At 29.2% G+C, this 24,948-nt stretch carries 15 protein-coding genes and 1 tRNA gene; 2 read left to right on the top strand and 14 right to left on the bottom strand.

Annotated elements, in window-relative coordinates; genetic code table 11:
• Positions 1–41 precede the first annotated feature (41 nt).
• The 5 genes from PVA18_RS02360 to PVA18_RS02340 form a co-directional block, all read right to left on the bottom strand.
• Positions 42–323, bottom strand: coding sequence for a DUF2312 domain-containing protein (locus PVA18_RS02360; protein WP_045804628.1), 282 nt, complete (start codon positions 321–323; stop codon positions 42–44).
• 220 nt (positions 324–543) lie between these two features.
• Positions 544–1,206, bottom strand: coding sequence for a fructose-6-phosphate aldolase (gene fsa / locus PVA18_RS02355; protein WP_045804629.1), 663 nt, complete (start codon positions 1,204–1,206; stop codon positions 544–546).
• 5 nt (positions 1,207–1,211) lie between these two features.
• Positions 1,212–1,598 (bottom strand): F0F1 ATP synthase subunit epsilon, encoded by a 387-nt coding sequence (locus PVA18_RS02350; protein ID WP_045804630.1) that lies wholly within the window; start codon positions 1,596–1,598, stop codon positions 1,212–1,214.
• Positions 1,598–3,067, bottom strand: a complete 1,470-nt coding sequence (gene atpD, locus PVA18_RS02345) for a F0F1 ATP synthase subunit beta (RefSeq protein ID WP_045804662.1) — start codon at positions 3,065–3,067, stop codon at positions 1,598–1,600. The genes PVA18_RS02350 and atpD overlap by 1 nt, the downstream gene beginning before the upstream one ends.
• A gap of 179 nt (positions 3,068–3,246) precedes the next feature.
• Positions 3,247–3,329 (bottom strand) — tRNA-Leu (locus tag PVA18_RS02340).
• 189 nt (positions 3,330–3,518) lie between these two features.
• Between PVA18_RS02340 and mgtE the strand changes: the two genes are divergently transcribed.
• Complete coding sequence (gene mgtE / locus PVA18_RS02335) at positions 3,519–4,889, top strand: magnesium transporter (RefSeq protein ID WP_045804631.1); 1,371 nt, start codon at positions 3,519–3,521, stop codon at positions 4,887–4,889.
• Positions 4,890–5,277: 388 nt separating this feature from the next.
• Here the strand turns inward: mgtE and PVA18_RS02330 are convergent, their stop codons facing one another.
• Together PVA18_RS02330 and PVA18_RS02325 are read right to left on the bottom strand one after the other, a co-directional pair.
• A complete protein-coding gene (locus PVA18_RS02330) occupies positions 5,278–9,564 on the bottom strand; it encodes a hypothetical protein (RefSeq protein ID WP_052692781.1) in 4,287 nt (1,428 codons plus the stop codon).
• A 412-nt stretch (positions 9,565–9,976) separates the two neighbouring features.
• Complete coding sequence (locus PVA18_RS02325; protein WP_045804663.1) at positions 9,977–12,256, bottom strand: AAA family ATPase; 2,280 nt, start codon at positions 12,254–12,256, stop codon at positions 9,977–9,979.
• A 159-nt stretch (positions 12,257–12,415) separates the two neighbouring features.
• On the opposite strand from PVA18_RS02325, the gene PVA18_RS02320 reads away from it, so the two are divergent.
• Positions 12,416–13,123, top strand: a complete 708-nt coding sequence (locus tag PVA18_RS02320) for a TerC family protein (RefSeq protein ID WP_045804633.1) — start codon at positions 12,416–12,418, stop codon at positions 13,121–13,123.
• Between the two features lie 15 nt (positions 13,124–13,138).
• On the opposite strand, the gene rbfA is transcribed toward PVA18_RS02320, so the two are convergent.
• The 7 genes from rbfA to PVA18_RS02285 form a co-directional block, all read right to left on the bottom strand.
• Complete coding sequence (gene rbfA, locus PVA18_RS02315; RefSeq protein ID WP_045804634.1) at positions 13,139–13,486, bottom strand: 30S ribosome-binding factor RbfA; 348 nt, start codon at positions 13,484–13,486, stop codon at positions 13,139–13,141.
• Positions 13,483–16,038 (bottom strand): translation initiation factor IF-2, encoded by a 2,556-nt coding sequence (infB, locus tag PVA18_RS02310; RefSeq protein ID WP_045804635.1) that lies wholly within the window; start codon positions 16,036–16,038, stop codon positions 13,483–13,485. Before infB ends, rbfA begins: the two co-directional genes overlap by 4 nt.
• A gap of 22 nt (positions 16,039–16,060) precedes the next feature.
• Positions 16,061–17,614 carry a transcription termination factor NusA gene (nusA, locus tag PVA18_RS02305; protein ID WP_045804636.1) on the bottom strand — a complete coding sequence of 518 codons (1,554 nt, stop codon included), beginning with the start codon at positions 17,612–17,614 and terminating at the stop codon, positions 16,061–16,063.
• A 166-nt stretch (positions 17,615–17,780) separates the two neighbouring features.
• A complete protein-coding gene (locus tag PVA18_RS02300; protein ID WP_045804637.1) occupies positions 17,781–20,879 on the bottom strand; it encodes an efflux RND transporter permease subunit in 3,099 nt (1,032 codons plus the stop codon).
• A 74-nt stretch (positions 20,880–20,953) separates the two neighbouring features.
• Positions 20,954–21,703 (bottom strand): twin-arginine translocase subunit TatC, encoded by a 750-nt coding sequence (tatC, locus tag PVA18_RS02295; RefSeq protein WP_045804638.1) that lies wholly within the window; start codon positions 21,701–21,703, stop codon positions 20,954–20,956.
• A gap of 20 nt (positions 21,704–21,723) precedes the next feature.
• The gene (ispG, locus tag PVA18_RS02290) at positions 21,724–22,992 is read right to left on the bottom strand and encodes a flavodoxin-dependent (E)-4-hydroxy-3-methylbut-2-enyl-diphosphate synthase (RefSeq protein ID WP_086375091.1); all 1,269 of its coding nucleotides are present in this window, start codon (positions 22,990–22,992) and stop codon (positions 21,724–21,726) included.
• A 108-nt stretch (positions 22,993–23,100) separates the two neighbouring features.
• Positions 23,101–24,912, bottom strand: a complete 1,812-nt coding sequence (locus PVA18_RS02285) for a TRP75-related protein (protein ID WP_434431853.1) — start codon at positions 24,910–24,912, stop codon at positions 23,101–23,103.
• Positions 24,913–24,948: the final 36 nt, after the last annotated feature.

The raw sequence follows: 24,948 nt of genomic DNA, 5'->3' as shown, positions 1-24,948 counted from the left end.
AAACTAGTACAATAAAAACAATTCTTGTGTAAAAAATAAACTTAATCATCAATTTCAACCAATATTCCAAGTGCTCTCTTATAAGTCATTAAGAGCATCTCATGTTCTTCTCTATCATCATTGCTCATCTTTCTCAATTTTACTATTTGTCTCATTACTTTGGCGTTGAATCCATTGCTATTTGCTTCATTATATATTTTCCTAATATATTGATTTATCTCTTCTTTTTCAGATTCAAGTTTTTCAATTCTTTCTATATAACGTTTTAAATTTTCAATAACTACATTATTTTCATCTTTTGAACTAAGATTAGAAAGGGACATGCTATTTTCTCATGTTTATATATGAAGCAGTATATCATAAATTTAGTAAACATAAATGACCAAATCATGATATTTTTATATAAAAAAACAGAAAATAATTACAATGTTCTATAATGCTATAAAAAACCACTATACAGAGCATACATATAAATACTACATACCCCTTGTATAATACCTACAAAAAAGATATAAAAAATTCATTACACTCCAAACTCCTTCCTTAAGAAGAAAACATTTTTTTCCCAGATGCATTCCAATTTTGTAAAAAATCCTCAAGACCTTTATCAGTAAGAGGATGCATAAACATTTGCTTAAAAATAGATGGAGGAACTGTAACTATATCAGCCCCTATTTTTGCAGCTTGTATAACGTGTGTAATACTACGTACAGATGCTACAAGAATTTCAGTATTAAATTTATAGTTAGTATAAATGTTATGTATCGCTTCAATTAGCTGCATTCCCGATTGCCCAATATCATCTATTCTTCCCACAAAAGGAGATATAAAATAAGCTCCAACCTTTGCTGCTAAAATTGCTTGAGATACAGAAAAGCAAAGAGTTACATTAACTTTTATATTATATTCATAAGATAAAACTTTACACGCAATTAACCCATCATAAGTTAAAGGAAGTTTTACTACAATGTTATCAGCAATTTTAGATATTTCTAAACCTTCTTTAATCATATCTTTATAAGACGTAGATATGACTTCAATACTAACTGGACCTGTAATTAATGAACAGATGTTAAAAATCAAATCATGACACTCTAAATTTGATTTTGATAATAATAATGGATTAGTTGTAATACCGTCTATTAAACCAGTAATACTAAATTCTTTTAAAAAATCTATATCTACAGTATCAAGAAATATTTTCATAAGATCTAATCTATTATTTTATTTATAAAAGTTAAATGCCTTGTTGCCATTTTAAGTAACATTTTATCACTTATAGAATTTAATATTTTTTCTATATCCTCTTTATATCCTTTAAGCATAACAGCATTAATATCACAAGCATCAATGAACTGATTTGCTATAATTTTACAATTATATGGATCCACCTTCAATATAGGATTTAATACATAAAATATATTAACACCTGTATCAATCTTTATCTTAACAAGCCCAGAACACAATTCTATAATAAATTTTTCATGTCCAGGCAATATTACAAACTCTCCATCTATAACATACGACGTAATAGATAGAACATTAGATATACCTAAAAAAGCATCTGGGGTAATAAATTCAACAGAGAGATACTTCATTAAATCTTACCTTCTTTTTGAAGTAATTCCGCTTTTTTTATAGCATCGTCTATACTACCAACCATATAAAACGCAGCTTCAGGTAGGTGATCATACTTACCTTCCACTAATCCCTTAAAACTTGAGACAGTGTCTTCAATAGATACAAACTTACCAGGAGCACCTGTAAATACTTCTGCAACATGAAAAGGCTGTGACAAAAATTTTTGAATCTTCCTTGCTCTTGCAACTATAAGCTTATCTTCCTCCGAAAGCTCATCCATACCAAGAATTGCAATAATATCCTGTAAAGATTTATACGTCTGCAATATACGTTGTACCTCCTTAGCAACTTCATAGTGTTCTTGATCTATAACATCAGCAGATAATGCTTGAGAAGTTGAATCTAAAGGATCAACAGCTGGATATATCCCTAATTCAGATATCTGTCTTGATAAAACAGTTGTTGAATCAAGATGAGCAAAAGAAGCAGCAGGAGCAGGATCTGTCAAATCATCAGCTGGTACATATATTGCTTGTACAGAAGTAATAGATCCATTATTAGTAGAAGTAATTCTTTCTTGCATTGTACCCATTTCAGCTGCTAACGTTGGTTGATAACCAACAGCAGATGGTATTCTACCTAATAATGCTGAAATTTCTGATCCAGACTGAGTAAATCTAAAAATATTATCTACAAAAAATAGAACATCTTGGCTTTCGGCATCTCTAAAATATTCAGCCATAGTCAAAGCTGACAATGCAACTCTTAACCTGGCCCCAGGAGGTTCATTCATTTGACCATATACTAAAACTGCCTGCGACTGATCTTTTTCTGCTAAGTTTATCACACCAGATTCTATCATCTCATGATAAAGATCATTCCCTTCACGTGTACGCTCTCCAACGCCAGCAAAAACTGATACTCCTTTATGTGCTTTTGCAATGTTATGAATTAATTCCATGATTAATACAGTTTTACCTACCCCAGCACCACCAAATAAACCAACTTTTCCACCTTTAAGATATGGAGCAAGTAAGTCTATTACTTTAATTCCAGTTACCAATATTTCAGTTGCAATTTTTTGATCAGTAAGCTTAGGACTTTCTGAGTATATTGGTTTAATAATATAACTTGATTCTTCTAATGGACCACACTCATCTATTGTATTACCTAACACATCAAAAACTCGACCTAATGTCCCACGACCTACAGGCACTGATATAGGAGCACCAGTATCAATAAATTTATCATTTCTAGACAAACCATCAGTTCCATCAAGCGCTATACATCTTACAACACTATCACTAATATGTTGAGATACTTCAAGAATTAATTTTTTTCCGTTATAAACTTCCTTACTCTCTAATGCATTAAGTATTTTTGGTATATTACCACTAGCAAATTTTATATCTACAACTGCCGTCATAACACGAACTACTAACCCAACATTTTCATTTAATGCATCAATAACCTGAGTATCTTTCATATTATTCTTATTTTTGCTATTTTTAACCTTACCTTTTGCTTTACTAGCTAAACTTGACATCTCATACCTTAAATAAAAAACCAGTAAGGGAAATCCCCCTTTTTCAAACTATTACTCAAACTCACCAGTATTGTAATAAAATAAAAAAAACTTGCAACAACTAACAATTTATTTTCAAGTACCCCTAGCCGGACTTGAACCAGCACATTCTTTCGAACAGTAGATTTTGAGTCTACCGCGTCTACCATTCCGCCATAGGGGCTAAAAATATTAAATACCATATATAAATTTCAATTTTTAGTCAACGATTAGATTGAGGGAATATTACCTTGAAAACTAAATATTTATTATTAACATTAAAAATGTATTTAGAATTTATTTATATAACCATATACTTGGTTACTGATAATTTTTTGTCTTATTTGTCAATAATTTTAAGGACTATATTACTATGTATACACAGGAAAGTAGCCACGCTTTACACTATATATTAGATGAAAAAACTAGTAACTCTCTAACTGAAGCACTAGAAACACAAAATTACCCAATAATAGAAGAAATAATTAGTAAATCAGATAATGTACAACTTGCATATTTTTTATTAACTTCAACATATCAACATCGCAAAGAGTTTTTAAATAATATAAATGATAACCTAGTAAAAGATATTCTTATCCACCTTGTTCCAGATCTACGTCAAGAAATAATTAAAATTTTAGGAATAAAAAAAGTAGCATCTTTAATATCTCAACTAAGTACAGAAGATATAGTCACAATTATTGAAGATCTTGACAAAGAAAGTCAGATAAATATTTTAAATGTGCTACCAGAAAGTAATAAAACTCACGTTAACGAATTATTATCATATCCAGAGGAAAGTGCTGGTAGGTTAATGCATAAAGATATTATTATTGCTCCAGAATACTGGAGCATAAGTCAGTTATTAACTTTTTTAAAGCAAAATAACAAATTAAATAAAGAATTTTACGAAATTTTTATCGTAGATCCTAAGTTAAATCCTATAGGATATTTAAGGTTAGACAATATAATCTGCTCAAATAATACTCAAATCATAAGAAATCTCATGAAAACTGATATAAAGATTATAAAATCACACACTACACAAGAAGAAGTTGCAGAAATTTTTAGAAAATATTCCTTGCTATCAGCTCCGGTCATAAATAAGGACGGAAGAATCATAGGATCGATAATAGTACACGATATATTAAATGTAATACATCAAGAAGCTGAAAAAGATGTCTTACATTTAGGGATGGTATCTAACAATGACATTACCTCTCCTCTTTTAAAAACCGTTATTAAAAGACTGCCATGGCTAATCATAAATCTACTTACAGCTACGATTAGCTCAATGATCATAGGGATATTTAGCAATACTTTACAACATTTTATAGCATTATCAGTAATAATGCCAATCATTGCATCTATGAGTGGTAATGCAGGATTACAAGCTTTAACCGTCACAATCAGAGCTTTATCTACTAAACAACTCACTAATAGAAATGCTCAGAGATTACTTTTTAAAGAATTGTTTGTAGGATTCATTAATGGTATAATATTAGCAATTGTATCTTCAATAGCACTTATGTTGAGAGGACAACATATTGATATTCAAGTATTAGCAGGAACGTCAATGATAATTACCTTTTCAATAGCAACATTTTTAGGTACAGCCATACCGATGATATTGAATCTTTTTAAAATTGATCCCGCTATATCTTCCTCTATTATTATATGTGCTACAAGTGATACCCTATCTTTTCTAATTTTTCTAGGAATGGCTACAATATTTTTATTATAAATAATATTCTGCATCTCACATAAATATATATCATACTTTGCCTTTTATGTCTATATAAGGTATTTACCACTAAGAAAACATATGAATAAACTATACTTAGGTATATAATTGCGATCTAACTCTAGTATTTACTCTTGCTGTAATTAACTTTTTGAATAGTATTAATGATTAATGCAATATCTCTATCTTTATAAAAAAAAACAATATAGTATGAACAAATAGAAAGACCTCTTATACATCAAGGGTCATTATTAAAAATAATCACATCAAGAAAACCTATAGTAGTAAAAAATAAGTTGAATACAGAATGTTAATATAATTATAAAAGCAATTCTAGAGTTGTATCAAATACAGGAAATTATCACACAACAAACTTTTTACTTCAACATTATTTTGTAACAATAGCCATTCCATGTTGAAATGTATCTTCAGAAGAAAATAGTGCAGCGGGGGGCTGTTGTATATTATCATCAATTTTTCTTAGATACTGAACATTAACTTCATCTACAGAGTTATCCATGAATTTTTTAATTACTGTATATAATTTTAATCTACAAGCATGTGACATTTGTTCTTTTTTATAAGTATCTATCTTATTTCTAAAATGATTAATGTTTTCTTTATATATTAATGCCAGCATCACATTAGTTGAACATGCTACTTTTGCTCTTACATCATCTTCTAAAATCTCCATCAAATCATCACATATAATTTCATTATTCATAAGCTTTTTCTTTATCAATCTCACATTGATTAAATCTTGAGGATAATATACTGATTGATCTAGCAAAACTTGCACACTTCTATCCAATTCTTTAATAACTGCTGTTCTTAACTCTGATATCAGTATTTCTTGCTGATGTATTTTATCGTTTAAGTTGCCAATTATATTCCTTTCCACATCAAACTTTCCTTTAATTATAGTATAGCTTAAGAACTTGATAAATGATAAGAAATGAGCAGTATATGAATTCAATGCTAATTTTTCTTTATAGACTTCACTTTGTGATTCTATACTGGATAGTATATCAGGTAGCTCATCATCTGTTAAAAAGATATTTTGCAAACCTTTATATATTTCTTGAAATTTTTTCTCAGCATTAGATATTATTATTCGATTATCTTGTTGTAACATATTTTGCAAATCTTTAAGACTACTTTCCATTTTTGAACATAACGTTACTTCTACTCCATACCCTTTATTACTACGAAAAAACAGTAACATACTACATATGTCGTCTATGACAGGACCTAAAAATTCATTTAGTTGATTTTTATGTCGATTGAATTTTTCATCTCGAGTTTTATCAATATACTTTTTTAAGTAGTCAAGATCTTCATTTAGATTCCATTCTTTTAAATTTTCACATAGTTTTATTTCTGTATGACTTAAAACATTTGGTAAAAGTTTCAATAATTGATCGATTATTTTTTTAATATCATTAGGTTCTTTTCTTAATTTTAAAACACAATCTTGTAATGCTATTAATTTGTCCAAATCTTGATATTCTTCACATATAAAACCATTGATTATTTCTAATAAATCAGAATTATTATCTAAAGACTCTAGCTTTTCATTTACTAATTTTATCAATGAATTCTTATTACATTCTTTAGCACCTACAGTTTCTAGTATTACATCCACAGTTTTTTGATGTAACTCAACAAGTTCTTTCTGCAAGTATTTCACTACATCAACAAAACTACATAAATCATCACATACACTCAATTGCTCCTTAATACTTAACTGTTTTTCAATATTCATTAATCTTTTAATCAGACCTAGTGATTCTGTATTGTCTAATTTTAATGTTTTAATCTGTCCTGCTCGCAATTCATTTGATAGTTCAGAAATGTCTTTTAAATAATTCAATATACATTCAACATAATCCTTTTTATCATCTAAAAAACCTGCATGATTTCCTAGTTTAGATAATGAATCATCAAACTTCTCCATGCTATACAAAAACTCTGATATATCTTCCTTATTACTAATTTCATCTAATAGGTCAGATAGCAATCCAATAAATTCTTCCATTTCATTTGCATGTTCTTTTGCTATCAACAATTTTTCCTGATTAATCTGATCTATTATTTGATTAATCTTATTTTTTAGTTCAAGTAATGCAGGTATTGCTTCTTCACTTTCTAGAAACACCGTTTTTAATTTTTCTAATATAGGAAGACGCAGTCTTTCTTCTTCTTGAATTTTCGTTTTTAAATTTAACAAATTTGATAACTGATTATCTATAGAAAAACCTTTTTGTAAGTATTCTAAACAACTTATTAAATTTCTTGGTTTTTGTTCTGGAGCTTCGTTATCACCATACAATAATTTTGGTACTCCCTTTATTAAATTAATAACAGAATTAATTTTTTCTATATATCCATTAAATATTAATGGATCATCCTGATTGAACAACAATATTAATACCTCTTTCAATCTTTCTAACCCATCAATCAAATTAATTATCATTTCTTTAGATAGATACCTTACAATATTTGGATGCATTAATATTTTATCTCTTTCATATTTAAAGGCAGCTAAAGACTCCTTAAGAGATTGAACTTTTCTGTCGTATTGATCTTTTATCCTGTTATTAAGTATATCAAAATCTATTTTTTTTGCAGACAACAATCCCAAAAGCTTTACTTGGTCTTCTTGCCGACTTAATTCGGCTAGAAAATCGTTTTTCTCATTTTCTGGAATATCTAATAAATGTAAATAAGATGATCCATCCTTTATTACAAAAGCTGCATCTTTTAATTCTTGTAATTTATTTAATAACAAGTTAATATCATTGTATTGACTTTCTGATGTTAGTACCTCTTTAAATATATTATGAATGCGTTTCATATTTTTGCATTTAGTAGACCAACATGAGCTTATCGTACGTATATCAACTAATTTTAATAAAATTTGCGTAACCTTATTGTAATTTTGATCTAAAAACTCATATCTTGCATACAAAATGTTATACATCCCTTCTAAATCCGATAACCCTGCCCTTAGTAAGTCTGTAAACACAATGTTATTATCTTTCATTATTCTGTTTTGCTCAGAAAACGTTATTTGCATATTTTTTAATAAATTATTATAACATATCAAATTATCATATAATAATTTTAATATAAGATTTTCCATAGAGGGCTCTATGCTAGATATAGCTTCTGCAACTGTATTTTGTATACATTGCAATAATCCTATTTGATCTTTCTCTTCATCAAATAACTGTTTATATAAACATGAAATTTGCATTTTTACATTTTTTGGATTTAAAGATCTTTTGTTAAACTCCAAACTGAAAGGGCTACTTTCTAAACCTAACAATGCTTGCACTTGCATAACTTCGTGATACGGACCAGAAAAATTTACTACAATACGATCCTTAACTTTACTAAATTGTGATTTAATATAAGACATCATTTGATTTATTTTTGCCTGAGTGCCATTTTCTAAACTCAGTTCCTGCTTTTCTTGCATTAAATTTTTTAATTCTTCTTTTGATCGAATTAAACCAATAATCTTTCCACTTAATGACGCTTGAGGTAATTCTGGTTGCATATTATCAATGTTTGTCACTCTAACTGTTTCTAACACATCTAATTCTCTAACTAGCTCTTCTATAACTGGATTGTAACTTACCATCATTCTATTAATCTCATGCTCTGGTATTTGTACGTTTACTGAATTTTTAAGTTCATTTATAGTACTTTCCATTCCTGTTTTTGTACAAGAAGTAACCATATCTAAATATTCTTCATCTGAAAAATACTTTAAGGAATGTTCAGCCCTTTCTATACTACTAATCAATTTAGTACGCCATTTATTATTTAAATACGAGTTATTTATCCAATAGTTAATATTAACATATGTATGTAAATCAGATTTCAATTCATTAAATAAAGATATTTCAGTCTTTAAAGCTACCTTACAATCAAAATCATATACCCTTTGACAATATTGAACAAATGGCACTTGATGATCTATTTGCAAGCTTCCAATTGTATTCAGGAAAGCACTTGCTAATTTAAAAATATACGTTATAGATGGTACACAATTAACATAGATCATAGCCGCACTTAAAGTAGGCTTAAGTCTATCAGACTTAAACTTATGACCAACCTTAAAATCATCTAAATAAGAGCAAAAACAATAGTGTGAATATCTTTCATCTTTAATATGTTTTATAAAAATATCCTGTGCATATTTGATATGTTTACCATGTTTCCAATTCTGCATTTGGAATTTACGTGTTAAACTATCCGACTGTTGCAGTATCTCTACTTGTCTCTCTTGCATATTTTCCAAATGCTTTATTTCGCTATCATATTTTTCTAAAATTAACTGACTTTGTTGCGTCTCTACAGTATAGTCAGTAGAAAGATCTTCAAGCGCCGATTTCTTTAACTCTAATAATCGTTTTATAGATTGTTCAAAATCTTTATTTAACTCAACCTGAGGTAACTCTACTTTTTCCTCATGTTCTTTTCTAAATAAATTTCCTGATGATTTAATTCTAGGTTGAAGGTTATCAGATAAATATTTAAAACCAAAAGTGATAATAACAGTTACTAAAAATAAAGCTAGAAACCCTGTTACTAAGTTACCAACAGTAGTATCTTTGCCGAAAAATATTCTAGCCAAATGTGCAACTAACAGCATCAGTAACATAAAAAATGCAATATAACTTATAATTAAGTAATATCTAGATAATGTCTTATTAAAGTTTAACATCTTTAAGTTGTGTTTTAATAAATTAACCAGATAGTAACATCTATTATTTTATTAATCAAGAATAAATGTTAAAGATTTCTATATTGAAAATTTATTATTTTTAAAAAATTAAAATAATATACTTATTATTTAAGTATAAAATTAACTAATTTAACTATAAATATTTTCATTTATACATTAAAGAAATAATTATTAATAGCTCTATCAAAGATATTATGATAGATTTTTATCAGGTAAATACTAGCTGTATTAGAAAAACAGCGTATATAAAACAAATTTTATTTTATATAAAATATACACTATTTTAAATATCTATTTGTTTCTAATGAAAACTATTAATATATTAAAATTATACTTCTGCACAACAAAAGTCATACACTAATTTATTAGTATTAGTATCAAGTTTAATTTTCACATTGCCACCATTAAGTAATCTACCAAACAATATTTCCTCCGCTAGATATTTTCTAACTTTTTTAGAAATAATATTCTCTATATTTCTTACACCATAAGCATCATTATAACTAGATTGCGCCAAATACATTAACACATCATCAGCTACATCTATATGAACATTTTTTTTTGCTAACTGTTCTTTCAATTGAAAAATAAATTTCTGTACTACAAGCAACATGACCTTTTGATCCAAAGATGAAAATGAAATTACAGCATCTAATCTATTACGAAACTCTGGACTAAAAATCCTTTCAATCGCTTTTTCGTTATCCCCATGGTTAAAATTTCTATTTCTAATAAAACCCATAGAATTTCTATTTAGCTCAAAAGCGCCAGCATTAGTTGTTAATATAATTACCACATTATGAAAATTTACTTTTTTCCCATAAGTATCAGTAACACATCCATAATCCATTATCTGTAGTAATATATTATATATATCACTGTGAGCTTTTTCTATTTCATCAAGTAACAATACACTATACTGATGTCTTGAAATAGAATCAGTTAATAATCCTCCTTGATCATATCCTACATATCCTGGAGGAGATCCTATAATTTTAGAAACGGCATGAGATTCCATATATTCAGACATATCAAATCTTATCAATTTCATACCCATATGGTTTGCTAATTGTTTTGCTAATTCAGTTTTACCTACCCCGGTTGGCCCAGAAAATAAATAACTTGCTAAAGGTTTGTTATGATTCCTAAGCCCTGCTTTAGCAATTTTAATTGAATCAACAAGATGAGAAATTGCAAAATCTTGACCAAATATATTTTTTTTAAGATTTTTTTCTAAGTTTTTTATTCTATCTAAGTCATTAAATGATAAATTACTACATGGTATTTCAGTAATTCTAGAAATGATATGTTCAATATCACTTCCAGTAATAATTCTATTGCCAGTATTATGTAATTTACAATATACTCCAGCCTCATCTATAACATCTACAGCTTTATCTGGGAGCATCTTTCCTGAAATATATCTATCTGATAACTCTGCAGCATATTTAATTGCTTGATTAGTATATCTAACTTGGTGATGTGACTCATAATAAGACTTTATTCCATCTAAGATCCTTAATGTTTCGCTAACTGAGGACTCTTCAACATTAATCTTTTGATATCTTCTAGCCAATGCTCTATCTTTTTCAAAATTATTATTATATTCTTTATAGGTAGTAGCACCTATACATCTCAATGTTCCTCTGGCTAAAGCAGGTTTCAGCAAATTACTTGCATCAAGTGACCCACCACTAGTAGATCCAGCTCCAACAATTGTATGAATCTCATCAATAAATAATATTGCATTTTCCTTTGCTTCTATTGCCTTAATTACAGATTTTATTCTTTCTTCAAAATCTCCACGATAGCGTGTTCCAGCTAATAATGCACCCATATCCAAAGAATATATTACCATTTTCTTTAACTGCTCTGGCACATCACCTTCTATAATTTTTAATGCTAATCCTTCAACAATTGCGGTCTTCCCAACACCTGGATCTCCAACATATAATGGATTATTTTTCCTTCTCCTTAATAGAACTTCCATCGTCCTATCTAACTCATATGATCTTCCTATTACATAATCTATTTTCCCTTTTTTTGCCGATTCATTTAAATTTACACAATAACTATCCAAAGTCTCATTATCTTTTAATATATCTTTATTTACATTACTAGCTGCTTTATTATATTCGCCATATTTTACAAATTCTTGATCTATGTTGAATTCTCCAGCATACAAATTATTATTAGAGGTATAATTTAAAACATCTACGTATTTTATGTTTTGTTCATGTAAAAAACATGCACTATAAGAATCCTTTTCTGATAAAATCTCAGCAAGAATATTTGCACCTGTTACTTCACTTTTACCAGAAGTATGAGCATGTATAATGGCTCTATGTACTAATCGTTCAAAAATGGCAGTAGGCTTAACCTCTGAAATACTTTTATCAACTAAAGTTGGTATTTCATATCTTAGAAAATTTATAATTGTAATCTTTAGCTTATCGATCGATACACGAAAAGCATAAAAAACACGTCTTGCATCTATGTCATCAGTTAAAGCTAATAAAAGATGCTCTAAAGTAGCATATTCATGATGAAAATCAAATGCAATCGATAGTGCTTTGTGTAAACTAGCTTCTAGATTTTTTGATAACACTAATATCCCCAGTTTCATAATTTAAAAAACTCTATCACCTAAGAATTAAAAATAAGTTGAAAATAAAAATACAAGCGCTATAGGATCAATAATATTCAATAGATTTTTAATACTATATGCATTAAATAATATAATTAACATCTTATAAAACTATCAAATATGGAAAATTATATTATTCAATTTCTAACATTACTAATACTAGAGGTAATTTTAGGAGTAGATAATATAATTTTTATTTCACTTGCTGTTACAAAAATATTACCTGAATTACGCAATAAGGCAAAATATGTAGGATTATCAGCAGCATTGATAATGCGTATTATTACTCTATATGGAGCATCAGCCATACTAGCACTAAATAACCCCATTATTTCATTATCACAACTTAATCTTTCCCCAAATAATTTATTTATGATATTTGGAGGAGCATTTTTAATTTATCAGAGTTTATCTGAAATATGGCATGATGTTTTCAATAAAAATGATAAAATCAATAAGTTAAAGTCAAATTTCTATCTCGTAATACTACAAATAACAGTAGTAGATTTAATATTTTCTATAGACTCAATACTAACTGCTATAGGCATAACACATAATATTTTTATTATTCAAATAGTCTTTGTTATTTCTATCATATTTACAATTTTGTTTTCAAATTACATCATAAAAGTAATCACTACACATAGTAATATAAAAACTATAGCTGTCATGTTTGTACTAGTATTAGGTATAATCTTAGCATTAGATGGAATACATATTAAGGTATCACACAACTATCTATATTTTACGTTTGCTTTTTCTATAATTACTGAGGGAATAAATATAATAAAAAAACAAAATAATCTATTAAATATACTACGTGAATAGTAACAATGATACCTACTACTGAGATTCTAATATTTGATTTACCCTAACTAAATTATCAAAACAATGATCTAATTTAAAATACAACCTAGGTATATATCTAAGGTCTACATAAGAAAATATCTCTTTCCTAATAAAATAAGATGAATCATTTAATTTTTGGATAAGATCTTTTTTATTTGAACAATTTTGAGGAAGTACAATAAAAACAGTAGCATTTCTTATATCATTACTTACTTCCACTTTAGATACAGTTACTAAATGACTATCAACTAAATAAATATCTTGCATCAAAACTTTAGATATGGCTCTATTCAATACTGAAGCAACTTTTAAACTTCTAAAATTCTCAGATTTATAAATCATTTGATAACTCTAATTTCTTCTACTATTTCTAATACATGAATTATATCATTTTCTGGATACACTTCTTTTGCATAGTCCAACAAGATACCACATTCAAACCCAGCAGCAACTTCTTTTACATCATCTTTAAAACGGCGTAAGACCTTAATTTTTCCTTCGTGAATAACATTACCATTACGGATCAATTTCACTGACGCACCTTTCTTAACCAATCCACTTGTCACGTAACATCCAAGTACACTTCCTGCACTTCCAGAAGAAAACACTTTCCTTATAGATAAAGTACCAACTTGTACTTCCTGCTGTAATGGCTTCAACATACTACTTAATATCTTTTTTACATCATCAATTATATCATATATAACTGAATAATGCCTTATTTCAATACACTTTTGCTTTGCTAATTCTTTTACCTGTGTATCCGCTTTTACATTAAAAGCTAAAATTACAGCATTTGATGTCTCTGCTAATAAAACATCTGATTTTGTAACATTCCCTACACCTTTATATAAAACATTCAATCTTATATCTTCATGAGTTATTTTACTAACTGAGTAGCATATTGCCTCAACAGACCCCATCACATCACACTTCAAAATCACATTTAATTCATCAATCTTATTCCAAGTTAATATACTATTAGCATCCATTTTTGGTTTAGCACTTGCTTCTAATTGTGCATTAAATAATTCTTGCCTATAATTAATCAATTCACGTGCTTGCTTTTCAGAATCTACAACAATAAAACTACTTCCAGAATTAGGTACATTATTTAATCCTAAAACCTTCACCGGCATTGACGGAATAGCAACCTTTTCACTCCTTCCATCACTATTAAACATATTACGTACTTTACCATATGAATTATGAGCAACAACAATAATATCACCAGCTTTTAAAGTTCCTTTCTGTACTATTAAAGTTGCTACTACTCCACAATTTTTATCAACTTTCGATTCTATGACTACTCCAGATGCCCTAGTATTATAAACAGCTTTTAATTCTAACAGCTCTGCTATTAATAATATGCTTGACTTTAATTGATCTAAATTTATCTTTTCTTTAGCAGATACAGGTACAACAATTACATCACCTCCTAAACTTTCCGCTATTATCCCATGATTAAGTAAACTATTGGTAATTTTATCGATATTAGCATCGTGCTTATCAATTTTATTAACTGCAACTATCATTGCTACATTAGCTGCCTTTACATGATTAATTGATTCAATCGTCTGAGGCATAATACCATCATCAGCTGCGACAACTAATACTACTATATCAGTAACATTAGTACCACATGCTCTCATGGCAGTAAATGCTTCATGACCTGGTGTATCAATAAAAGTAATTCTTTTATCACCATCAAGCATTATCTGATATGCCCCTATATGCTGTGTAATGCCTTTAAATTCTCCATCTGCAACATTTGATTTACGTATAGCATCAAGCAATGAAGTCTTTCCATGATCTACATGTCCCATAACAGTTACAACAGGTGCTCTAGGAAGCAATTCTTTGTCATTACCATCAGAATATAAATCTTCCTCTAATTTACCATCATTAACCAATTTAAAAGTATGGCTAAAAGCTTCTACAATCATAGAAGCTTGCTCTGGATCTAAAAAATCTGTTGGCTTAACATCACGCTTTCCCATTTGAAACAACATATGCTGTACATCCTTTATCCTTTCAGACATATTATTTGCTAACTCCTGTACAGTAATTCTTTTCGGTATTAGGACTTTGCGAGTAACTTTATTCTTTGTAGAGCTAACTGAACGATTTTTCTTACTTTTATGTGTTTGAATGACATGTTTATTATTATCCTCCAATTCTTCTTCTATTACTAATTTTACATGCTTACTATACATGTTATTAGAAACTACCTTCTTAGGATTTCCTTTCTTTTCTTCATGCTCTTTCTCGAATTTCTTAAGCTTTTTCTCTTCAATACCCTTAGACTGTAACAAATCACTTATATTATTATCTTCAACTTGACTACCTACTTCAACCTCTTTCTGCTTATCCTCAACAATGTTTAAAGATACTGAATCAACATTATTACTACTTTCTTCAAGTACTTGTTCTACGTTTTCTTTTTCAACTTTTTCAGTCCTATCTTCTTCAACGGTAACAACATTACTGTTATCCTCTTCAGTACATACTGACTCTGTTACTTCAACATCAATAACTTCTTCTTTTTTAAGAACTTTATCATCACTTGTATCCTCCTTTTTCTCATAAATACTAGCATTCTGCAAAGCATTCATACGAGAAATTTGTTCTTGTATAGTTAAGGAATTATTATGTTCACTACCTCGATAAGCATTATCATTTTGCAATATTACAGAAGCCTGCTTAATATTATCAATATCTCTTCTCTTCTTACTCTTACGAACTTCTACAGTAGTTACAGACTTCTTTGAAGCAAATTTTGTACCCTGTTGTATACCTGAAGACAGTTTTAACTTATCACTAAGTTTGAGTGTTGTACGTTCAGTTTTACCTGACATCAACCCACTACCTACAACACCTTTAGACTCATTCATAGACAACTACCCAAAACAAAAGTTATAACCATCCTATTTTTTTACGAGACTCTAATATAACAGAGTCTACTTGATCTTTAGTCAATGCAATATCAGGAATAATATCGAAAAATTCATCTGTACACAACCCAGCAACATCTTCAAGACTCTTAATACCATTCTTAGATAACTCTATAATGTCACTTGGTCTTAAAAACGGTAGCATAGTAATATCTTTATCAACAGACAAATTATCTAAAATCTGTTTCATTTCAGCATCTTTACGTATTAAATAATCAGCTGCTCTATTCTTTAACTCCTCTGCAATTTCTTCGTTAAACCCATCTATTGCAGAAATATCATTAATAGATGCTTGATCTATATCTTCAATACTAACAAACCCTTCAGTAAATAACAATTGTCCTATTATCTCTTCAACATCTAATCCTTCAACAAATATTTTTGACCCTGCACTTAACTCTTTTGCTTTTCTACTAGATTCAGTTTCATCTCCTATTACATCTATTTTCCACCCAACTAATTCAGATGCCAATCTAATATTCTGTCCATATCTACCAATTGCTAAACTTAATTGATTTTCAGGAATGATTAACTCTACTTTCTCTTTATCCTCATCAATAATAACTTTCAAAACTTCTGCAGGAGCTATAGCATTAACTATAAACTTAGCGAGTTCTGGAGAATATAAAATTACATCAATCTTTTCTCCATGCAATTCAGAAATAATACTTTGAATTCTCACACCCCTAGCACCAACACATGCACCTACTGGATCAATATTTTTATCAGAAGAAAAAACTGCAACCTTTGACCTTGAACCTGGATCCCTAGCTATAGCTTTAATTGTAACTATTCCATCATATATTTCTGGTATTTCCTGCTTGAATAATTGCCCCATAAATCCTTTACTAATTCTTGAAAGAAATATCTGAGGTCCTGAATTTTCTTTTCGTACATCTTCTATATGAGCTTTTACTCTATCACCAACACGAAATACTTCACCTTTTATTAAATTTGAAGCTGACAAATAACCTTCATTCCCATTTAAATCTACAATAACATTATTATATTCTATACGTTTAGCAGTACCATAAACAATATCACCTATACGATCTTTGAAATCTTCATATTGCCTTTTACGTTCTTCTGAAATAATAACTTGAGCAATTTTTTGCTTTGCAATTTTAGCAGAACTATAATCAAGATCAATAACAGGCAGAGGCTCCAACATTATATCACCAACTTCAATGTTTTTATCAATTTGCTTAGCTTCCGTTAAAGTAATTAATTTATATTTGCTTATATCAGAAGAATCTACTTCATTTTCCTTGCTTTCAGGAATAATAACATCACCATTATCATTAATAACTAATACTTGCCTGTAAGTAGCCACTACACCAGTTTTTCTATCTACTGTAACCTTAATCTTACAATTTCCATATCTACTGCGACTAGTTAATTGAATAGCTTCTTCTATAGCCCTGATTATTACATCTAAATTCAAGCCTTTCTGATCAGCAATATCCTTAGCCACCCTTATTAATTCTAAGTTATCAAAATTTTGTAGATTAACCATAAAAACCCTTAGTAAAAACCTATGTACAAAAAACTAAGATTTAGTGCACCTGATTATTTAAAAATGACACATATTCAGATAAAACCGCGGTAGCAGTTTATATTATAACTACTATTCAAGTCAAGCAATTTCTCCCAACAGTAAACTTACTACACATACTGCAAGCTTACTTAGCAGTTTTATCATATTTTCCAATCATAAGCAATGCAGGAGTAAAAAATAAGGTAATAACAGTAGCTAAACATAATCCGGTAGCTATGGTATAAGATAATTCAAACCAAAGCTGACTTGATGGCGAATCATAAATAATTTGTCGATTAATAAAATCACAACTTATACGTAATATCATAGGAACTAACCCTATAATTCCAGTAATAACTGTCAATAATATTGGCCTAACTCTAGATAAAGCTGCTCTCGTTATAGCCTCCTTTTTACTACATGTAACCTTCATATTAATATAAAAAGCATCAAGAAGTAAAATATTATTATTTACTATTACACCAGCCAAGACAATAATACCCACTCCTCCCATAACTACAGAAAAAACATGTCCTGTAATGAAAAATCCGAAAAATATACAAGTAGTTGACAAAAAAATAGCTGTCATAATAATTAATGTATCATAAATACTATTAAATTCAGTAATTAGAATCAGCATAATAAGTATTATTACAATAAAAAATGCTTTTATTAAGAACCTTTGCGATTCTTCTTGATCCTTTATCTCTCCTTTTACTTCAACTAACACTTCTGAATCAAAATTATCTTTAAATTTTTGATTTAAAAAATTTATCATTCCTTTCAATAAATACCCTTCAGACAAATCAGCCATTACACTAACTGTTCTCATGCCATTAATATGATTTATTCCACCTTCTTTACGTTGAGCTTGATGAATAATAAAATCACTGACAGCAGTATATCCATGTGAAGTACTGACAAATAAATTACTTAATGTATTTAAATTACGATATTCCTCAGGAAATCTCATAATAATATCTACTTCATCATTAACATTATCTGGATGATAACTATTTAACAATATTCCTTCAGCTATCATCTTTATAAATTTGCCAATTATAGAAACATCAACACCAGACTTCATTGCTTTATTTTTATCAATATTGACTTTCCATTCTATTTCTAAAGATGATCTATTATCCGTAATATTTTCAAAGCCTAAAGAATTGTTCATAATAGATATTACCTTATTGGTCATATCATTCACTTTAATTATATCATATGAACTAATATCAATGCGTATTGGCTTGCCAATTACTGGCTTCATTTTCTCCTCTGTAATATTTACAATAATACCTTTTACATCTTGTAACTTACTTTTTATTTCACTTAATATTTTTTCAGATTTTCTACGAAGAGACCATCTTTTTAATTCTATTTGAACTTTTCCAATAATATCATCCACATCTAATGAATAATCAAATAGGCCAGCCTTTATGTAAATAAATTTTATATCAGGTATATCAGAAATTCTTTGCTCAATTTCTTGTAATATATCATTTCTTTCATAAACAGATAAATTATTATTTGCTCTTACAGTAATAAGCATTCTTTCTGAGTCAATACTTGGAAAAAATTCTATACCTGGACCAATTATAAAATATCCCAATGTAGAGATAAGTAAAATACCAATTATTATACAAATAAATTTTTTAGGATGATCAAGCACATTACTTAAAATTTTACTATAACCTTTAGTAAATTTTCCTAAATGTATAAAATCACCAGTACTTACTGCTACAATCTTTGCTGCACTTTTTTTATCAGTTACTGACGGCGTTCCAATAATAGCACCTAAAACTGGAATGAAAATCAAAGCCATAATCCACGAACCACTCAAAGTCGTAATTAATGCAATAGGAATATACTTCATAAATTCACCAGTAGTTCCAGGCCAAAATAACAATGGAATATACACCACCAATTTTGTTAAAGTAGCCGATGCAACTGGCCAAAACATATCATATGCAGCTTGTTTAAAAGCTTCTACCTTGTTTAAACCATTAATCATTTTCCTATCTGCATATTCAGTAATGACTATAGCATCATCAACAAGCATTCCAACAGCCATAATTAAGGAAAATAAAATCACTATATTCAACGTATACCCTAGTGAATACATAATGATAATACCAAACAAAAAAGATCCTGGTATTGATATAGCAACTAATAATGCAGTTTTAGTTCCCATAAATATCATCATAATGATCACAACTAGTAAAACTGACATTAAAATAGAATTTTGTAATTCATTTAAAATGTCCGATATTTCTCCTGACTCATCTTGGAGATAAATAACTGATAAGTTGTTTGGCAATATATCTCCTAAGTTACTTATAAGTTCTTTTACTTGAGATATAGTTTCAATAATATTCTTACCTGTTTGTTTCGATACCTCTAATACTAAACATGGATGATTGTTTACTCGAACAAATTCTTTGTTATTTTGATAAACTGGTCTTATAGTAGCAATATTCCCTAGAGTAATAACAGAATGTCCGTCAGTTTTTATTGGTATATTCATGATATCTTGCATATTTTTTAGAATACCTGGTAAGTGTAATGTATACTTACCAACCATAGAATCCAAATTTCCAGCATTTACAAATTGATTGTTATTTAATACAGCCATTACTACATCTTGTACTTGTAAGTTATAACTATTAATAACATCAGGAGAAATATTTATCTCAACAACATCTTTACCATTTCCAGTAATTTTTACACTTTCTACATTAGGTAAATTTTCCAATCTAGATTGTAAATTACTTGCAATTTTAGATAACGTTCTATTAGGCAAATCACCAATCAAAGCTATACTTAATACTGGAAATAAGCTGAAATTTTCTTCACTTATTATAGGAAAAGTTGCCTCTTGAGGCAATTTAGCACGTATTATATCTATTTTCGATCTTACATTTTCCAAAGCTTCTTTATAGTTAAATCCTACATTAAATTCCAATATTACATTTGCATAGCCGTTTTTAGCGATTGAGATAATCCTATTAACACCTTTAATAGACTTTATTTCTCGTTCAATAGGATATACTAAAAATTTTTCTACATCTTCAGATGACATTCCTTGTAAATTAGTATGAATAGACAAAATAGGTTTTTTTATTTCAGGATTTTTTTCTTTAGGAATATCAAAATAAGAATAACAACCAAATATCAATATAATCACCAATAGAAATATTGATACTCTATTCCTTTGTAAGAATATTTCAGCAATCTTTCTCATTACTTAAGCCGCTATAAATTAATTAGCTCACAATACCATTACATATAAACAACATTTCTACAAGTAGCAAAATATTATTTATTACGCTCAATATACTTACAAGCTAATATTGATGCTTCATATAATAATAACATTGGTATTGCTAATCCTATTTGGCTTAATACATCAGGTGGTGTTAGTATAGCAGCAAGAATAAAAATAACTACAATTGCAACTTTTCGTTTTCGTGCTAAACTTTTTGCAGATACTATACCAATCCTGGACATTAATGTTAAAAATATAGGAATTTGAAATGCCACACCAAATGCAAACATTAGTTGTAAGACCAAATCTAGATATTCACTTACCGATGGCATAAATTCTATTGGCACACCCATTGAAGCATCTCTGTTTTCAAATGCAATAAAAAATCTCCAAGCTAAAGGGAATATATAATAGTATACCATTGCAGCACCAAGAATAAAAAGTACTGGGGTTGATATTAAGTAGGGTAACAACACTAATTTTTCTTTCTTGTATAACCCTGGAGCTAAAAACATATAAAATTGCCATGCAAAAATAGGAAAAGAACATAACAACGCAGCCATAGTAGCAACTTTTAAATATACAAAGAAAGCTTCTGTTAAATCAGTGTATATTAAAGAAAACTCAGGATTAGTACCTTCTAAATCTATTAGAGGAATTAATAAAAAGTTATATATTCTTTCTGAAAAGAAATAACATATACCAAACATGATACAAAAAAATATAAAGCTAAAAAATATTCTATATCTCAATTCCTCAAAATGCTTAAAAAAGAACATTTCACCAGTTGTGGATTCCATTAGATAGATTACCTTTCTTACTATTGATAATAGACATTAACATAATTCTCAATTATTGATGTAAATTGCTCAAAAATATTAGCACCTTCTAAGGTACATAATTTTTCTCCATTTTGATACACCGCAGCTACAGGTCTTTCACCATAGCCAGGAAGGCTAATGCCTACATTTGCATGTTTACTTTCACCAGGACCATTCACTATACAACCCATAACTGCTACAACCATATTTTCGGATCCAGGATTAGTATTTTTCCATACTGGCATACGCTCTGCAATATAATCATTTACATTTTTAGCTAACTGATGAAAATATTTAGGGTTAGTTCTATTACAACCTGGACATGAAGTTACCTGTGCAGTAAAACTCCTTAACCCTATACTTTGCAAAATTTCTTGACACAATTTAACTTCAGCACTTCTTGGTTCTCCTGGCTGCTGAGTTAGCGAAACACGTATAGTATTCCCTATTCCATTTAGTAATAGGTAAGATATTCCTGCAGCACTACTAACCATTCCTTTTGTACCAGACCCTGCTTCTGTTAACCCCAAATGTAATGGATAATCACATACATTTGACAACACTGTATAAACAGGAATTAAATCTTGTATTTTACTCGTTTTACAAGATATAACTATTTTATTTTTAGATAAACCAATTTCTTCTGCACGTTTAGCACTTGTTATAGCAGAAATTACTAATGCCTTCTGTAAAATCACATAATCTGGTTTAGGGTTACTAAGCAATGCATTATCATTCATTAATTTTGAAGCTAAATACTTATCTAAACTTCCCCAATTTACACCTATTCTAATAGGGATATCATACTTTATTGCAAATTCGATAATATCTTCAAAATTCTTATCTCGCTTATTCCCAAATCCAACATTTCCTGGATTAATACGTATTTTCCCTAAAGCAGCTGCACATTCCGGATATGCTCTTACTAATCTAGCAATTTCATACTGCCCACATCCTATTATCATTTTAGCATTAAATCCATGATCTACTAACACATCCCTCATATAAGGAATATTTTTCATAGCTTGTTCTGAATTAACTGCAACTCTTACCAACTCAGATCCAGCTTGTGCCAATTCTAAAACCTCATGTGCATCTTTACCTACATCCCCAGATCCACCCAATGCCATGGATTGCACTACTATAGGGTTATTACCACCAATTACAACATCACCAACCTTTACTTCATAAGTTACTTTACTTTTCTTTGGAATACAGTCAAATAACTCCTCTTCATTTAAAATTCTACCCACAACATCACACTGCATACTACAATACAATTTTACACATAAAATCAAAATTATACATAGCTAAAGTCAATAAATCTACTATAATTTCTCTAAATTTACGCTCTACTCTTTATAGTATGCCATACCTTAATCATTATAATAATAAGTAATACTATAGTCTTCATCATATTCTTTCATCTCTTTAATACGTTGTAATAACATGTAATCTTTTTTCTCTTCTTCAGACATTATAACCACTTGTTCGTCATTATTACCGTTATTACTGATATCAATTTGACCATTGTGTCCAGATATTTCAACGTTATCTTTTACAGCATTATCCTGCTCCTTTGTAGAATTATCTTGATCATTTTTATTTTCTGCCTCTTGTAATTCTTCTGTAGTATCGTTTTGATCTTTATTTTGCTCTTTTAAAAATGACAAAAAGTGTACAGCTTTATAATTATTTTTTTGTTCACTCCCTTCAGAAACTGGCTTAGCAGGTTCTACGTCATGCTCAGATTGAGATAGCACAGGTTCTTCATCACTATCAATATTATCCTTATGATTTTCTGAATCACCACTGGAATTTTTGTCTTTATTGTTTTCTATTTTTGTAAATTTTAACAATGAACGAAATCCTTTGTCTTTTTTATCAACTTGATTGTCACCATTATCACTCAAGTTAGGTGTATCATCTGTACTCCCAGTAGTTATTAGAGGTTTAACTTCATTTTTAACATCTTGTAATTTAGTCTTATCTGCAGCTTTAGCTACTGGAGGTTCATTTTTAACATCTTGTAATTTAGTCTTATCTGCAGCTTTAGCTACTGGAGGTTCATTTTTAACATCTTGTAATTTAGTCTTATCTGCAGCTTTAGCTACTGGAGGTTCATTTTTGACATCTTGCAATTTAATCTTATCTGCAGCTTTAGCTACTGGAGGTTCATTTTTAACATCTTGCAATTTAGTCTTATCTGCAGCTTTAGCTACTGGAGGTTCATTTTTGACATCTTGCAATTTAATCTTATCTGCAGCTTTAGCTACTGGAGGTTCATTTTTAACATCTTGTAATTTAGTCTTATCTTCAACTTTAGCTACTGGAGGTTCATTTTTGATATCTTGTAATTTAATCTTATCTGCAGCTTTAGCTACTGGAGGTTCATTTTTAACATCTTGTAATTTAGTCTTATCTTCAACTTTAGCTACTGGAGGTTCATTTTTGACATCTTGTAATTTAATCTTATCTGCAGCTTTAGCTACTGGAAGTTCATTTTTAACATCTTGTAATTTAGTCTTATCTGCAGCTTTAGCTACTGGAGGTTCATTTTTAACATCTTGTAATTTAGTCTTATCTGCAGCTTTAGCTACTGGAGGTTCATTTTTGACATCTTGCAATTTAGTCTTATCTGCAGCTTTAGCTACTGGAGGTTCATTTTTAACATCTTGTAATTTAGTCTTATCTGCAGCTTTAGCTACTGGAGGTTCATTTTTAACATCTTGTAATTTAGTCTTATCTGCAGCTTTAGCTACTGGAACCTCATTTTTATCCTTCACATCTTGAACATCTACACCATTATCATCTTCCATAGGATCAATAAATTTAGCACCTGCTACATCAATCAAATTTATTCCATTACTATCTATCATAGAATCATGACCCTCTTCTTTTAAGAAAGCCTCATATTCTTTATCCTTTACCTGCGCTTTAGGTTTTACCTTGCGTCTTGTATTAACACTCTTACTATTTTTATCAACACCAGAGGTTAATGCATCCCTATGTTCTTTATAAATTGAGTAGTCACGAGCAAATTCCACATTACTATCAAAAGCTTCACCATCAGGATTATAAATTGGAGAATATTTCCTACTAAACTGATACCTACTCTTATTTGAGCATGAAATAACAAAAGAGAAAATTAATACCAATAATATATTCAAGATATTACGTCTAAACATCTAACACCTATAAGACACATCTTCATTTTAAAATAT

Source organism: Ehrlichia muris subsp. eauclairensis, from assembly GCF_051097115.1.
Taxonomy (GTDB): Bacteria; Pseudomonadota; Alphaproteobacteria; order Rickettsiales; family Anaplasmataceae; genus Ehrlichia; species Ehrlichia muris.
The sequence above is the reverse complement of the archived record's forward strand: the minus strand, read 5'-3'. Positions and strand labels throughout refer to the sequence as shown.

Coding starts and splice junctions, on each gene's coding strand:
- rbfA (WP_045804634.1), bottom strand. CDS start 13,486: ATGATTTATAAATCTGAGAATTTTAGAAGTTTAAAAGTTGCTTCAGTA.
- tatC (WP_045804638.1), bottom strand. CDS start 21,703: ATGGAATCCACAACTGGTGAAATGTTCTTTTTTAAGCATTTTGAGGAA.
- PVA18_RS02285 (WP_434431853.1), bottom strand. CDS start 24,912: ATGTTTAGACGTAATATCTTGAATATATTATTGGTATTAATTTTCTCT.
- PVA18_RS02320 (WP_045804633.1), top strand. CDS start 12,416: ATGGAAAATTATATTATTCAATTTCTAACATTACTAATACTAGAGGTA.
- mgtE (WP_045804631.1), top strand. CDS start 3,519: ATGTATACACAGGAAAGTAGCCACGCTTTACACTATATATTAGATGAA.
- infB (WP_045804635.1), bottom strand. CDS start 16,038: ATGAATGAGTCTAAAGGTGTTGTAGGTAGTGGGTTGATGTCAGGTAAA.
- fsa (WP_045804629.1), bottom strand. CDS start 1,206: ATGAAAATATTTCTTGATACTGTAGATATAGATTTTTTAAAAGAATTT.
- nusA (WP_045804636.1), bottom strand. CDS start 17,614: ATGGTTAATCTACAAAATTTTGATAACTTAGAATTAATAAGGGTGGCT.
- PVA18_RS02300 (WP_045804637.1), bottom strand. CDS start 20,879: ATGAGAAAGATTGCTGAAATATTCTTACAAAGGAATAGAGTATCAATA.
- PVA18_RS02330 (WP_052692781.1), bottom strand. CDS start 9,564: ATGTTACTGATGCTGTTAGTTGCACATTTGGCTAGAATATTTTTCGGC.
- ispG (WP_086375091.1), bottom strand. CDS start 22,992: ATGCAGTGTGATGTTGTGGGTAGAATTTTAAATGAAGAGGAGTTATTT.
- atpD (WP_045804662.1), bottom strand. CDS start 3,067: ATGAAAGATACTCAGGTTATTGATGCATTAAATGAAAATGTTGGGTTA.
- PVA18_RS02360 (WP_045804628.1), bottom strand. CDS start 323: ATGTCCCTTTCTAATCTTAGTTCAAAAGATGAAAATAATGTAGTTATT.
- PVA18_RS02350 (WP_045804630.1), bottom strand. CDS start 1,598: ATGAAGTATCTCTCTGTTGAATTTATTACCCCAGATGCTTTTTTAGGT.